General features: G+C 65.5%; 11 protein-coding genes. 7 read left to right on the forward strand and 4 right to left on the reverse strand.

Features of this window, described 5'->3' with window-relative positions:
- Nucleotides 1-134: 134 nt before the first annotated feature.
- Together FAS41_RS28540 and FAS41_RS28545 are read right to left on the reverse strand one after the other, a co-directional pair.
- Entirely contained in the window at nucleotides 135-2,138 is a 2,004-nt protein-coding gene (locus tag FAS41_RS28540) for a peptidase U32 family protein (protein ID WP_138526663.1), read from the reverse strand.
- 142 nt (nucleotides 2,139-2,280) lie between these two features.
- A complete protein-coding gene (locus FAS41_RS28545; RefSeq protein WP_138526664.1) occupies nucleotides 2,281-5,496 on the reverse strand; it encodes an autotransporter outer membrane beta-barrel domain-containing protein in 3,216 nt (1,071 codons plus the stop codon).
- 445 nt (nucleotides 5,497-5,941) lie between these two features.
- On the opposite strand from FAS41_RS28545, the gene FAS41_RS28550 reads away from it, so the two are divergent.
- The 3 genes from FAS41_RS28550 to FAS41_RS28560 are packed head-to-tail and all read left to right on the forward strand — an operon-like array spanning nucleotide 5,942 to nucleotide 9,428.
- A complete protein-coding gene (locus tag FAS41_RS28550; protein WP_138526665.1) occupies nucleotides 5,942-6,958 on the forward strand; it encodes an alpha/beta hydrolase in 1,017 nt (338 codons plus the stop codon).
- Nucleotides 6,959-7,015: 57 nt separating this feature from the next.
- Entirely contained in the window at nucleotides 7,016-7,570 is a 555-nt protein-coding gene (locus tag FAS41_RS28555; RefSeq protein ID WP_138526666.1) for an antibiotic biosynthesis monooxygenase, read from the forward strand.
- Between the two features lie 19 nt (nucleotides 7,571-7,589).
- Nucleotides 7,590-9,428 (forward strand): amidohydrolase, encoded by a 1,839-nt coding sequence (locus FAS41_RS28560; RefSeq protein WP_138526667.1) that lies wholly within the window; start codon nucleotides 7,590-7,592, stop codon nucleotides 9,426-9,428.
- Nucleotides 9,429-9,638: 210 nt separating this feature from the next.
- Here the strand turns inward: FAS41_RS28560 and FAS41_RS28565 are convergent, their stop codons facing one another.
- Both FAS41_RS28565 and FAS41_RS28570 read right to left on the reverse strand, forming a co-directional pair.
- Nucleotides 9,639-10,397, reverse strand: a complete 759-nt coding sequence (locus tag FAS41_RS28565) for an anti-sigma factor family protein (RefSeq protein WP_138526668.1) — start codon at nucleotides 10,395-10,397, stop codon at nucleotides 9,639-9,641.
- On the reverse strand, nucleotides 10,394-10,903 hold the full coding sequence (locus FAS41_RS28570) for a sigma-70 family RNA polymerase sigma factor (protein ID WP_138526669.1): 510 nt from the start codon (nucleotides 10,901-10,903) through the stop codon (nucleotides 10,394-10,396). Before FAS41_RS28570 ends, FAS41_RS28565 begins: the two co-directional genes overlap by 4 nt.
- A 162-nt stretch (nucleotides 10,904-11,065) precedes the next feature.
- Here FAS41_RS28570 and FAS41_RS28575 point away from each other — a divergent pair, with 162 nt between their 5' ends.
- The 4 genes from FAS41_RS28575 to FAS41_RS28590 all read left to right on the forward strand — a co-directional run.
- Nucleotides 11,066-12,112, forward strand: a complete 1,047-nt coding sequence (locus FAS41_RS28575; RefSeq protein WP_138526670.1) for a catalase family peroxidase — start codon at nucleotides 11,066-11,068, stop codon at nucleotides 12,110-12,112.
- The gene (locus FAS41_RS28580; protein WP_138526671.1) at nucleotides 12,112-12,675 is read left to right on the forward strand and encodes a cytochrome b; all 564 of its coding nucleotides are present in this window, start codon (nucleotides 12,112-12,114) and stop codon (nucleotides 12,673-12,675) included. Before FAS41_RS28575 ends, FAS41_RS28580 begins: the two co-directional genes overlap by 1 nt.
- The gene (locus FAS41_RS28585; protein ID WP_138526672.1) at nucleotides 12,672-12,914 is read left to right on the forward strand and encodes a DUF2790 domain-containing protein; all 243 of its coding nucleotides are present in this window, start codon (nucleotides 12,672-12,674) and stop codon (nucleotides 12,912-12,914) included. The genes FAS41_RS28580 and FAS41_RS28585 overlap by 4 nt, the downstream gene beginning before the upstream one ends.
- A gap of 83 nt (nucleotides 12,915-12,997) precedes the next feature.
- Nucleotides 12,998-13,460 (forward strand): hypothetical protein (locus tag FAS41_RS28590; RefSeq protein WP_138526673.1); only part of this gene is annotated, 463 nt, incomplete at its 3' end.

Genomic DNA, 13,460 nt, shown 5'->3' on the forward strand with positions numbered 1-13,460 from the left:
TCATAGCGGGGATCGGGAAATCGCGCAGGGGGACCGCTCTTGCCGTTTGTAGGAGCGAGCTTGCTCGCGAACCGCCCAGCGCTGGAACTGCCGGGAATCTGTTCGCGAGCAAGCTCGCTCCTACAACAAGAGGCTCAGTGCGCCGGCTTGCGAATGGTCTTGAGCAGGTCTTCCGGGCTGATCTGCCCGACGATGGTGTTCACGCCTTCACTGCCGGGCTGCGGCAGGCCGAGGATGTGGCCCTTGATCTTGCCGATCACGTGCATCTCGCACGGCTTGCAGTCGAACTTCAGGGTCAGCACTTCGTCGCCATGGATCAGCTGCATCGGCTGTACCTTGGTGCGCACGCCAGTCACGCCCTTGGCCTGCTTCGGGCACAGGTTGAAGGAGAAGCGCAGGCAGTGCTTGGTGATCATCACCGGTACTTCGCCTGTTTCCTCGTGGGCCTCGTAGGCGGCGTCGATCAGTTGCACGCCGTGGCGGTGGTAGAACGCGCGGGCCTTCTCGTTGTACACGTTGTACAGGAAGGACAGGTGCGACTCCGGGTAGACCGGCGGCGGGTTGGTCTCGGCCTTGCGGCCACCGCGTGGGTGGGCCTGGATGCGGGCTTCGGTCAGCGCCTCGATGGCCTCGCGGCGCAGCGACTTGAGCTGGGAGTTCGGGATGAAGAACGCCTGAGGGGCGTCCAGCTCGATCTGGTCGGCATGGTACTGGGTGGTGCCCAGTTGGCCGAGCAGGTCGTGCAGTTGGTCGAGCGCCTGTTCCGGCTTGTTGGCGACGCCGAACGGGCCGTCCAGGGCGACGCTGGCGGTGACGCCTTCCTCACTGGTGGCGGTCAGTTCCAGGCGCTCTTCACGCAGCCTGGCGACCCACGACAGGCCGATACGGCGCTCGGCGGAAGTCTTCTGCAGCGCTTGCTGCCAGTTGTGGTCGAGGTTGCGCGACAGCGGGTGGTTCGGGCGCAGCCGGTAGAGGCCTTCGGGCATCTCGTTGGGCTCGACGCGGTAGCGGTAGCGCTTCTCGCCGTCTTCTTCGAATTCGCCTTTCGGCTCGGCGATGTTGGCGCGGAAGCCGACCACTTCGCGCTTCACCAGCACGTTGAGGCCGTCGCCGTTGGACAGCGGGTCCTTGGTCACTACCAGCAGGTCGCGCTTGCCGACCTTCTCCACGGTGCCCACCGGCAGGCCGGTGAAGGTCGGCGAATCGAAGGCGCCGATGTCGATCTTGCGGTCGCTGACGAAGTAGTCGGTGCTGCCGCGGTGGAAGGTCTTGTCCGGGTCCGGCACGAAGAAATGGTCGGTGCGGCCGCTGGAGGCGCGGGCCAGGTCCGGGCGCTCGGCGAGGATGCCGTCCAGGCGCTGGCGGTAATAGGCGGTGATGTTCTTCACGTAGCCCATGTCCTTGTAGCGCCCTTCGATCTTGAAGGAGCGCACGCCGGCGTCCACCAGTGCGCTTAGGTTGGCGCTCTGGTTGTTGTCCTTCATCGACAGCAGGTGCTTCTCGAAGGCCACCACGCGGCCCTGGTCATCCTTCAGGGTGTAGGGCAGGCGGCAGGCCTGGGAGCAGTCGCCGCGGTTGGCGCTGCGGCCGGTCTGGGCGTGGGAGATGTTGCACTGGCCGGAGAAGGCCACGCAGAGCGCGCCGTGGATGAAGAACTCGATGGCGGCATCGGTCTCGTCGGCGATGGCGCGGATTTCCTGCAGGTTCAGCTCGCGGGCCAATACCAGCTGGGAGAAGCCGGCCTGATCGAGGAACTTCGCCCTACCCAGGGTGCGGATATCGGTCTGGGTGCTGGCGTGCAGCTCGATCGGCGGGATGTCCAGCTCCATGATCCCCAGGTCCTGCACGATCAGCGCATCGACGCCGGCGTCGTAGAGCTGGTGGATCAGCGCGCGCGCCGGTTCCAGCTCGTTGTCGTGGAGGATGGTGTTGATCGTGGTGAACACCCGCGCGTGGTAGCGGTGGGCGAATTCCACCAGCTGGGCGATATCGCTCACCTCGTTGCAGGCGTTGTGCCGCGCGCCGAAGCTCGGGCCGCCGATGTAGACGGCGTCGGCGCCATGCAGGATGGCCTCGCGGGCGATGTGGACATCGCGGGCAGGGCTGAGCAGTTCCAGATGGTGTTTGGGCAGGGACATGGTTTCTTCTTTATCAGGCATGGCACGGGCAATCGCGCATTGTACCGGTCAAACGTCGCGCCGGCATCCGTGGCGTGCCGGACGGTGCGCAGAGGTACGCCTGTAAAGAATGGGGCGGCCGTTACCAGCCGCCCCGGGTGACTCAGTATTCGAACCGGTAGCCGACGTTGGCGTGGTTCTGGTCGAAGTTGTCACCGTCGCGGTAGCCCACTTCCATGAACAGGCTGTGCCCTTCGGTCAGACGCGTGGAGACGCCCACGGCCGCTTCGCGCCAGCCTCCACTGAAGTCCGAGCTCTGCTTGGGCGTGCCGTTGATCCGGTAGCCGATGTCATCGGCCATCAGTTCGCGCACGTAGCCGCCCTTGAGGTACACCTCGGACTTGTGTTTCGCGTTGCTCAGCTCGTAGCCGACGATACCGCCGGCGCGGGCCAGTAGCGAGTCGTAGTCGTCGTAGTGGATCTTCAGGCCATTGCTGGCGCGCGAGGAGAAGCCGCCCTGGTCGGTATAGACCAGTTGTGCCTGGGGTTCGACGAACCACTGGCTGTCCTTCTCGCGGTGCAGGGTGAAGCGTTTGCCGGCTTCCAGCGAAGCGGAGTAGCCCTTGCTGCTGCCGGAGCTCTTCACACGGTTGCCCTGGGTGTCGTTGACGCTGAAGTTGTTCTTCAGGTGCGCGGCCTTGAGCACGGCGTCGAGGTAGAAGCCGTTCTCGTGCAGCCAGGTGCCGTAGATGCCGACGTGCGTGTTGCGCGCGCCGCCGCTGCCTTCGTCGAAGCTCTGGTCGGCCTCGGTATGGCCGATCATCGCACCGACGAACAGGTCGCCGCTGCTCACCGGTACGCGGCGGTCCAGGCCCAGCTGGATGCCCTGGTAGCTCAGGCGATAGCCGTCGAAGTTGCTGCCGGCGAAGGAGTGCAGGCGGCCGCCATTGGTACGTAGCCAGACGTTGCCGTCCGTATCGCGCTCGGTGTAGCGCAGTTCACCCATGCGCTGCAGCAGGGTCTGCATGTCGAGGTAGGACAGCAGGTAGTTGGTGTGCACCTGAGCGTGGAAAGCGCGGGTGGTCGAGGTGCCGGGACCGGGGGCGGGGCCGGGCGGTGTCGGCGCGACCGGGTCGCCGGGTTCGATCGGGCCGGGCGGAGTCGGATCGACCGGGGGCGTCGGGTCGACTGGAGGAGTCGGGTCGACTGGAGGGATGGGATCCACCGGCGGAGTTGGATCGACCGGAGGAGTCGGGTCCACCGGCGGCTGCGGATCGACCGGGTCGGTCGGGCCCGGATCCACCGGCGGCGCGGTGTAACCGTAGAGCTCCCAGTTGTCGTCCTCGTTCTTGCGCAGGGCGTAGGTATTGCCACCCAGCTCCACCAGCGCGCCCTCGTACAGCCCGAACTGGCCGCTGCCGCCATTGGTCTCGATGATCTCGATGCGCTCGTTGCCCAGGGTGCTCTGCGATCCGTCGTTGGCCACCAGCACCGAGTGGTTGCCGGCGCTGCCGCCGGCTTCGCTGATGCTCAGCTTGTCGGTCAGCTGGTTGACGATGTCGGTGTAGAAGTGGAACGCCCCGGTGCCGCTGAGCGAACCCAGTTGCAGGCTGCCATAGTGCTCCGGCTGGTTGGCGGCAAAGCCGCTCTGCCAGGATTCGCGGCTGTTGAGGAAGACCTGCGAGCCGTCCTGCAGGTCCAGCGCGGTGAGGTTGGAAGTGGCGTAGTGAGCTGCCTCGCCGCTGTTCTTGTCCAGCAGGTACCAGCGTGAGCCCTTGAGGTTGAGGGTGGCGCTGCTGGAGCTGCCGTCCGTTGCAACAGTGCTGTCAGTCACCGCGCGGCCCACCAGCTCGCTGTCCTGCGCATTGAGCGTGAAGCTGCTGGCGAACACGCCCTCGGCGCTGTTCTGGCTGGCGTTGACGTTGAGCAGGCTGCGCCCGTCCTGGGCGGTGGCGCTGCTGTTGGCGAGGTTCAGGGTGGCGTCCTGCACCGCGTCGGCGACGTTCATGATGCCGGCGTTCTGGCCGTCGGAGGTGCGCCCGGCAAGGCCACCCACCTCGATCAGCCCGGCGGTTCCGGTGGCGCCGTCGAGGTGTGCCATGTCGGTATCGGTCAGGTCGATGACTTGGCCGCCTTCGAGACGATCACCGTTGCTGGCGAGGCTGTAGCCATTGGCGAAGGAGTAGCGGATCGCGCTGGCGGCGGAGTTGATGCTGTTGCGCACCCCGGCCACCAGGGGCGTGAGGGTGATCTTCGCGCCGTCCCCCATGACCCGCAGACCGGCCGAGTCCTTGCCTTCGGTGGTGATGTCGACCTTGCCGTACACCGTCACTTCGGAGTTGCCGTACTGGGAGCCGGCGTGGCCGGTGCTGTTGCTGGGGGCGCTGGCGCTGCCTCCACCCAGAGAACCAGCAGCCAGGCCATGGGACTGGCCGGAGCCGGTGGTGTGGATCACCGTCTGGAAGTCCTGGTGTTGCTCGCTATTGATCGTTACCTGGGAATTGCCGGTGGCCCAGGCGCCGATCTCGTTGGTCCCGGCGGTCTTGATCCGCAGGTGGCCGCCATCGTAGCCGGTGGCCGTGACGCTGGAGTGGTTCAGCGCGAACAGGGCGTTGGCGCCGTAGCGGCTGTTGCTGCCCTGGTTGAAGTCGCCCCCCATGAAGGTGATCGACGAGTTCGCCGTGGCATAGAGGCCCACGCCGTTGCTGATGCCAGTGCCGTTCATGTCCACCAGATCGAGGGTCACGGTGCCATTGTTATTGGCTTCCACCGAGCGCTGGCTGGACTTGTTGGTGACCGTCAGCACATAGGGCGCGCCGTCTTTCGCGGTCATGTCGATGGTCCCGCCATTGGCGGCGAACAGGCCCTTGCCACCCGCGATGGTCAGGTTGGCGTTGCCGTTGAGCTCGGCGCTGGAAGTAGCGCCGTCCACGTACATCGCGCTTTTCGGGCTGTTGTAGCCCGAGCTGGTGGAGATGGCGGTGAGGTTGCCGTTGAGCACGAAGCGCCCGCCCGCGGTAACCGCGATGCCGTTGTAGACGTACTTGCTGGCCGAGTTGGTGTTGCTGCCGTAGTTGTAGCTGATGTCACCGTTGACGGTGACCAGGCTGTTGGCGCCCTTGATATCCAGGGTATTGCCATCGACCTTGCCACTGACGCCTGTGAGCACCAGGGGCGAGCCGCTGGGGCCGGTCATGGTAATGATGGCGCCGTTGCTCACGGCAAAGGTCTTGATGGTGCCGACCTGGGTGAAGTCTTCGTATTGGCCGCTCTGGTTGGCGGTATAGCGTTGATCGGTTTCGGTGACGCTGTTGGCCGCCGTTGCGGTGGCCACGGCCAGGGGGCTGGCCAGCAGAAGCATCAATGGGGTGTTCTTCATCACGGTTTCCTACCGCCTCTCGGCGGGATGGGTGAAGAGAACCCGGGTGCTCGTTTTCCGTGTGCCGCGCCAGTGAATTCCTGGCGTGAAGGGGTGGGGAGGTGGGGTTCAGCGGTGGTCTACCGGCACTGTGAGTCGCTCACGGGGGTTGGTGTCGGCGGCGATTGTCGACCGCCACCCCAGAACGCGCCGTTGAGCTATGTCAGAAAGTTTTCGAATCCGGCATGGGTATTGAGAAACGTCATGGCCAGGCCAGATTGCGCCTGACCTGAATCAATATGGACCTGCCCCGGAGCTGCGCAATGCAGCCATGCAGAGGGCAGGGCGGTGCCTTTGCAAAACTGCAAAGCGACCCTGCAACCCTGTCTATTCCGCGCTTTGTGGGCTGGGATCAAGATGCGCTCGTCCTCTCGGAAAACCTCCCCCACTTTCAAGGAACCGAATCATGAACGCCAAGCAATCCCTGCTCGCTGCCTCTCTCGCCCTGGCCATCGGCAATGCCTTCGCCGCCGGCAACCCGACTGTCGAACACAACACCCAGGCCTTCCTCGAAGCCCTGGAAGCCGGCAAGGGCCAGCCGCTGGAAACCCTCTCGCCCAAGGATGCCCGTGCGGTCCTGACCGGCGCCCAGGCTTCGGTGAAGGTCGATCTGTCCGGCACCCAGGTCAGCGAGAAGACCGTGCAGACCGAGGTCGGCCCGGTGAAGCTGACCATCGTCCGCCCGGCGGGCGTGAAGGGCACGCTGCCGGCGTTCATGTACTTCCACGGCGGCGGCTGGGTGCTGGGCGACTACCCGACCCACGCCCGCCTGATCCACGACCTGGTGGTGAATTCCGGCGCCGTCGCTGTCTACGTCGACTACACCCCGTCCCCCGAGGCGCATTACCCGGTGGCGATCAACCAGGCCTACGCCGCCACCAAATGGGTCGCCGAGCATGGCAAGGCGCTGAATGTCGACGGCAAGCGCCTGGCCGTGGCCGGCAACAGTGTCGGCGGCAACATGGCGGCAGTAGTCGCACTGATGGCCAAGGACAAGGGCACGCCCAAGCTGCGCTTCCAGGCCCTGCTGTGGCCGGTGACCGATGCCAGCTTCGAGACCGGCTCGTACAACCAGTTCGCCCAGGGGCACTTCCTCACCAAACCGATGATGCAGTGGTTCTGGGACAGCTACACCACCGACCCGAAACAGCGTGCCGAGGTCTACGCTTCTCCGTTGCGCGCCACCACCGACCAGCTCAAGGGCCTGCCGCCGACCCTGATCCAGACCGCCGAGTCCGACGTGCTGCGTGACGAAGGCGAAGCCTACGGTCGCAAGCTGGATGCTGCCGGTGTGGCTGTCACGTCCGTGCGCTACAACGGAATGATCCACGACTACGGACTGCTCAATGTGGTGAGCAAAGTGCCGGCCGTTCAAGCCGCCATGCGCCAGGCCGGCCAGGAGCTGAAGGTCCACCTGCAGTAAGCCGCTTTCCTCCCTCGCCGCCAGGCGGGGGAGGCCACTTCTCTGGAGGGAGCCCACATGAACCAGACCACTCAGCAAGAATCCGTCACCCTGATCATCCGCCACCGCGCCCGGCCCGACAGTATCGCCGCCTATGAAGCCATCCTGCGCGAGCTGACCCGCGCCGCCAGCGAGTTCCCCGGCCACCTGGGCGTGGACGTGATGCGTCAGGGCGAGCACTTCACTTCGGTGCTGCGCTTCGCCACCGCCAACGAACTGCAAGCCTGGCTCGACTCGCCGCAACGCCGTGAGCTGATCGAGCGGGCGGACCCGCACCTGATCGACGGTGAACAGAAGGAACTGCACCGCGCCCACGAGTTCTGGTTCACCACCCCGGACAACCCGCAGAAGCAGCCACCGCGCTGGAAGCAGGCGGCCATCTCCTACCTGGTGATCCTGCCGCTGGTGATGCTGGTGCCGCAGCTCTGGCGCCCACTGTTCGCGCAAGTCCCGCTACTGGGCGGCTTTGTGCCAGCCAACATGCTCATCGTTGCGACCATCGTCCTGCTGGTGGTCTACGTTTTCATGCCACGGGCCACGCGCCTGTTCTCCGCCTGGCTCAACGCCCGCTGATCGAAAGAGGAAATTGCCCATGTACGCCGACCTGATCCTGACCAACGGCCGCTTCCACACCGTCGACCGCGAGAAACCCGAGGCCACCGCCGTGGCCATCGCCGACGGCAAGTTCATCGCCGTCGGCACCGAGGCCGAGGCTATGGCCTTGCGCGCCGGCGCCACCCGGGTCATCGACCTCAAGGGCCGCACCGCCATCCCCGGTCTCAACGACTCGCACCTGCACCTGATCCGCGGCGGCCTGAACTACAACCTCGAACTGCGCTGGGAAGGCGTGCCGTCCCTGGCTGATGCCTTGCGCCTGCTCAAGGAGCAGGCCTTGCGTACGCCATCGCCGCAGTGGGTGCGCGTGGTGGGTGGCTGGAACGAGTTCCAGTTCGCCGAGAAGCGCATGCCGACCCTCGAGGAGCTGAACCAGGCGGCGCCGGACACCCCGGTGTTCGTCCTGCACCTGTATGACCGCGCACTGCTCAACCGCGCCGCGTTGCGTGTCGTCGGCTACACCAAGGACACACCGAACCCGCCCGGTGGCGAGATCGTCCGCGACAGCAACGGCGAGCCCACCGGCATGCTGGTGGCGCGGCCCAACGCGATGATCCTCTATGCGACCCTGGCCAAGGGGCCGAAACTGCCCTTCGAGTACCAGGTCAACTCGACCCGCCAGTTCATGCGCGAGCTGAACCGCCTGGGTGTCACCAGCGCCATCGATGCCGGTGGTGGCTTCCAGAACTACCCGGACGACTACCAGGTCATCGAACAGCTGGAGAAAGACAACCAGCTCACCGTGCGCATCGCCTACAACCTGTTCACCCAGAAGCCCAAGGAAGAATTGGCCGATTTCAAGAACTGGACCAGCAGCGTCAAGTACGGCCAGGGCAGTGACTTCCTGAGGCATAACGGTGCCGGCGAGATGCTGGTGTTCTCGGCGGCCGACTTCGAGGACTTCCTCGAGCCACGTCCCGACCTGCCCGGCACCATGGAAGCCGAGCTGGAGCCGGTGGTGCGCCACCTGGTCGAACAGCGCTGGCCGTTCCGCCTGCACGCCACCTATGACGAGTCGATCTCGCGCATGCTCGACGTGTTCGAGAAGGTCAACCTGGATATCCCGTTCAACGGTCTGCACTGGTTCTTCGACCACTGCGAGACCATCTCGCCGAAGAACATCGAGCGGGTGAGGGCGCTGGGCGGCGGCATCGCCATCCAGGACCGCATGGCGTTCCAGGGCGAATACTTCGTCGACCGCTATGGCAAGCAGGCCGCCGAAGCGACCCCGCCGATCAAGCGCATGCTCGCCGAAGGTGTGCCGGTGGGCGCGGGTACCGACGCCACCCGTGTGTCCAGTTACAACCCCTGGACCTCGCTGTACTGGATGGCCAGCGGCAAGACCGTCGGCGGACTGGAGCTGTACCCCGAAGGCCTGTCCCGCGCCACCGCGCTGGAGCTGTACACCCATGGCAGCGCCTGGTTCTCCAACGAACAGGGCAAGAAAGGGATGATCAAGGTCGGGCAGATGGCCGACGTGGCGGTGCTCTCCGCGGACTACTTCAATGTGTCGGAGGAAGAGATCAAGGCCATCGAATCGGTGCTGACCGTGGTCGACGGCCGCGTGGTGTTCGGCAGTGGCGACTTCGAGCGCCAGGCGCCGACGGCGATTCCGGTACTGCCGGACTGGTCGCCGGTGGCCAAGGTCCCCGGCCACTGGCGCCCGCAAGCGCCGCTGCAGAATGCCGTGCACCAGTGCGTCGGCTCCTGCGGCGTGCATGGCCACAGCCACGAACGCGCGCGCCAGTCGAGCGTGCCGGTGAGTGACTTCCAGGGCTTCTGGGGCGCCTTCGGCTGTTCCTGCTTCGCCTTCTGACGCCAGAGCCTTTGTAGGATGGCGTGGAGCGCAGCGATACTCATCAATGGTCGCACCGACAGCATGGGTATCGCTGCGCTCCACCCATCCTGCGTTCGTGGTCGCGTACCATGGAAAACGACCATGCTATCCACCACTGTTATTCCACTGGTTGATTGCCCGTAGGATGGTGTGGAGCGCAGCGATACCCATCAGCGCCACAACCCACCGCTAGAACCCCACCAATTGCCCCACCGCTTGAGCCTGCGGATCATCGCTGCGGCTCACCAGCGCATAGTTGTAGCCACCCTGGCTCCAGTAACGCGCCAGCAGGTCGCCATCGGTGCGCTGCCCCTGCGGCAACATCTCATGGCGCGGTCCCGGCGGGCGGATGAAGAAGGTCAACCGACGCCCCTGGCCATCCTCGTAGATCACCAGCGCCGCCGCACCCTGTTCGGTGGCGAGCAACCGCGCCCCGACGGTCTTCAATCCCACCTGCTCCAGCGCCGGTGGCGGCGGGGCGTCTTTCAGGTAGCGCGCCAGCCAACCATGCAGGTCGCCTCCATCGCGCAGGTCCAGCCCGTTCTGGCCGGCGTCGGCAAACAACCGGTAAGCCTGCACCGCATCCTGCATCGGCAGCATGCCGCGCAGCATCGCGTCGCCGCGCATCTGCCAACCCCCCATGCCACCGACGCCCAGCGCGATCAACAAGGCTGCCGCCGTCGCAAGGCGCGAACGTCTGCGCTGCTGGATCTGCCGGCGAATCCGCGCCGGGTCCAGTTGTTCGGGAATGGCTCCGCGCGCCTGGCCGGCAAAGGCCGCGCGCAGCTGCTGCGCATCCTGCCGCCAGCCTTCCACGCGGCGGGCGTCGTCCGGGTGCGTGGCGAGCCAGGCTTCCACCCACTGGCGACGCGCCGGTTCCAGCTGATCGTCGAGGTAGGCGTGCAGGTCCTGTTCCTGGGGCGTGCCGTCGGGAATGCGTTCGTTCATTTCAATACCCGCAATGAAGGAGTCGCCGTCTGTCCTTCGCTCAGCGCGCGCAGCGCCGTGCGGGCGCGCGACAGGCGGGACATGACGGTGCCCATGGGAATATCCAGTGCCTCGGCCACCTCGCGGTAGCTCAGGCCCTCGACGCTGACCAGCGTCAGCAGCGCGCGTTGCTCGGCGGGCAGGCGCTCGAAGGCCTCTAGCGTCGAGCGTGCGCTGACGATGTCCTCGGGCGATGCGCTGACCGCGCTGTCCGCGCCGAACAGGCTCAGCAGGCGGGCGTAGCGTTTGGCCCGGCGCTGCCCGTCGATGAAGTGCCGGTAGAGGATCGAGAACAGCCAGGCACGCAGGTCGCCGTCGTCGCGGCGGCCGGTCCAGGCCGACAGCGCCTTCTCCAGGGTGGTCTGGACCAGGTCGTCGGCGCTGCTCGCGCTGCGCGTCAGCGACAGGGCGAAGCGCCGCAGCCGGGGTAGCAGTTCGCGCAGTGAATGGTCGTCCAGTGAATGCATCGGGGCGCCGGGAGTGGGTGGGTTCGAGCGAGAAAGACGTCTGTGGCAGCGATCTATTCCCGTCCCGCGAAAAAATATTTCTTTCGGGGTTGGCGGGAATAACCCGTGGCACGGTGCGTCGTACCGGCTCAACGCATTCAGCCTAAGCCTGAGGAGCTGGAAATGACAGAAACACCGCCCACCGCACCCAACGTGCCCCTGCGCCTGGCGGCCATCGGCGCCGTGGTACTCGGCGTGGCCGCCGTCTTCGCCTACGTCGCCGGCTGGCTCGACCCGCAGCGCCTCACCCCGGACAAGGTCATCAACACCCTGGAGCACAACGGCGGAGTCTACCCCGGGTACCGGCGCAACCATGCCAAGGGCCTGTGCGTGATCGGCCACTTCGACAGCAACGGCGGCGTGGCCGACCTCTCGCGCGCCAGCCTGTTCTCCGTCGGCCGTGTACCGGTAGTGGGGCGCCTTGCGATCCCCGGCGGCAACCCCAAGGCCAGTGACGGCGCCGCGCCGATCCGCAGCCTGGCGCTGCGCTTCCTGCCGGCCGATGGCCAGGAATGGCGCACCGGCATGAACGCCATGCCGGTCTTCGTCGTCCGCGACGTGGCCAGCTTCTTCGCCCTGCAACAGGCCACGGCGCCGCAACCGGGCACCGGTAAGCCCGATCCGGCCAAGGCCGGTGCCTTCTTCAAGGCGCACCCCGAGACCGGCCCCTTCCTGCAGTGGATGAAGACCTCCACACCGTCCTCCAGCTACGCCAACAGCGCCTACTACGGCCTCAATGCCTTCTACCTGGTGAACAAGGACGGCAAGGAACAGCCCGTGCGCTGGTCTGTGCAGCCCGAGGCACCGGTCGAACCGCTGGCCGCCGACAAGCGCGGCGACGCCGACTTCCTCGCCGCTGAACTGGCCCAGCGCATCGCCGCCGGCCCGCTGCGCTGGCGCCTGCAGTTCACCCTGGGCGAACCCGGCGACAGCACCACCGACGCCACCCAGGCCTGGCCCGACAGCCGCCGCAAGGTCGATGCCGGGGAACTGGTGATCGAGCGCTTGCAACCGGAAATCGGCGGTGACTGCCGTGACGTCAACTACGACCCGCTGATCCTCCCCGACGGCATCCGCGCCTCCGACGACCCGCTGCTCAGCGCACGCTCGGCCGCCTATTCGGAATCCTTCAACCGCCGCACCCGTGAGCAGGCCCAGGAGACCCACTGATGAAACCGACTTACTTCCCGCTCTCCCTGCGCGTGCTGCACTGGCTCATGGCCGTGCTGGTGCTCGCCATGCTGCTGATCGGCCTTGGCATGGTTGCCAGCGTCTCGCCGCGCCACGCTACCCTGATCGCCATCCACAAGCCCCTGGGCGCTGCGTTGCTGGTGCTTGTGCTGCTGCGCATCGTCGTGCGCCTGACGCACCGCATTCCCGCGCTGCCCAGCGACATGTCCAGCTGGCAACGCAGCGCCGCGCACCTCTCGCACCTTGTGCTCTACGGCCTGCTGCTGGCCCAGCCGCTGGTGGGCTGGACCATGCAATCCGCTGGCGGCTACCCCGTCGTGCTCTGGGGCGGCTTCGAACTGCCGGCACTGGTGTCGCCTTCAGTCGAGTTGCACGCCATCCTGCGCAGCGCGCATACGGTCATCGCCTACGCCTTGCTGGCGACCATCCTTCTGCACCTTGCCGCCGCGCTGTTCCACGGTCTCATCCGCCGCGACGAAGTCCTCCCCAGCATGACCGGCGCGCCCATGCCGCGTGCTTCGTCCTCCGGGGAACGGCCATGAAGCGTTTGCTCGCTGTCGCCTGCCTCTTCACCTCCTGCGCGGCCCTCGCCGCGCAGGAGGCACCACCGGCGCAGGATTACCGCTACGGCCAGAAACTCGACATCCAGCGCGTGGTGCAGGCACCGGACCTGGGTTTCTGCGGGATTCGCGAGGTGGAGATGACCTACGAGGACAGCGCCGGGCAGCGGCATACGCTGCGGTATCCGGTGTGGGGGCAGGGGTGTGGGAATGAGAACTGAGGTGGAGAGCACCTAGGGCTGCTTTCGAATGGGTATATTCCTTGGTTAGGATCCTGGCCTTTTCACGCCAAGGAGTGGGATGCATGCAGATAGATCGAGATGTACGACCCGAGTACTTCGCACAATTAGAAGGACTGCTCTATGGCATGAATTATCAGGTCTGGATCGCTCTGTACGGTCCGCTCGAGGCACAACTTTCTCTGGAGCAAGCACTGAAAAAGTCTGTTTCCAAGGATGCTGTTGTCGGTGGCAGTGAGACCGTTGCCAGAAGCGTTGTTCGTTCGCAGATCATAGAGAGCATGTTCTATCCAGGCGATCCCGGCTGTGGGCCTATCGATCTGGAAGCAAAGCGAGGCGAGATCATTGCTCTGACGGAGAGGATTCTATGCGACGCGCATCTCGATGATGCGCAAGAGGTTACTGCCTTCTGGTTCGCGAAAGGACATCCCGCCTATCCGGTGTTCTGGGATTTCGCCTACGACATTCACGCCCAGAGCAATCGCTGGATTCTGCTGGGGAGCAGTAGTGATTGCTCCAGAGAAAGTT

Source organism: Pseudomonas nicosulfuronedens (genome assembly GCF_005877905.1).
GTDB classification, from domain to species: domain Bacteria; phylum Pseudomonadota; class Gammaproteobacteria; order Pseudomonadales; family Pseudomonadaceae; genus Pseudomonas; species Pseudomonas nicosulfuronedens.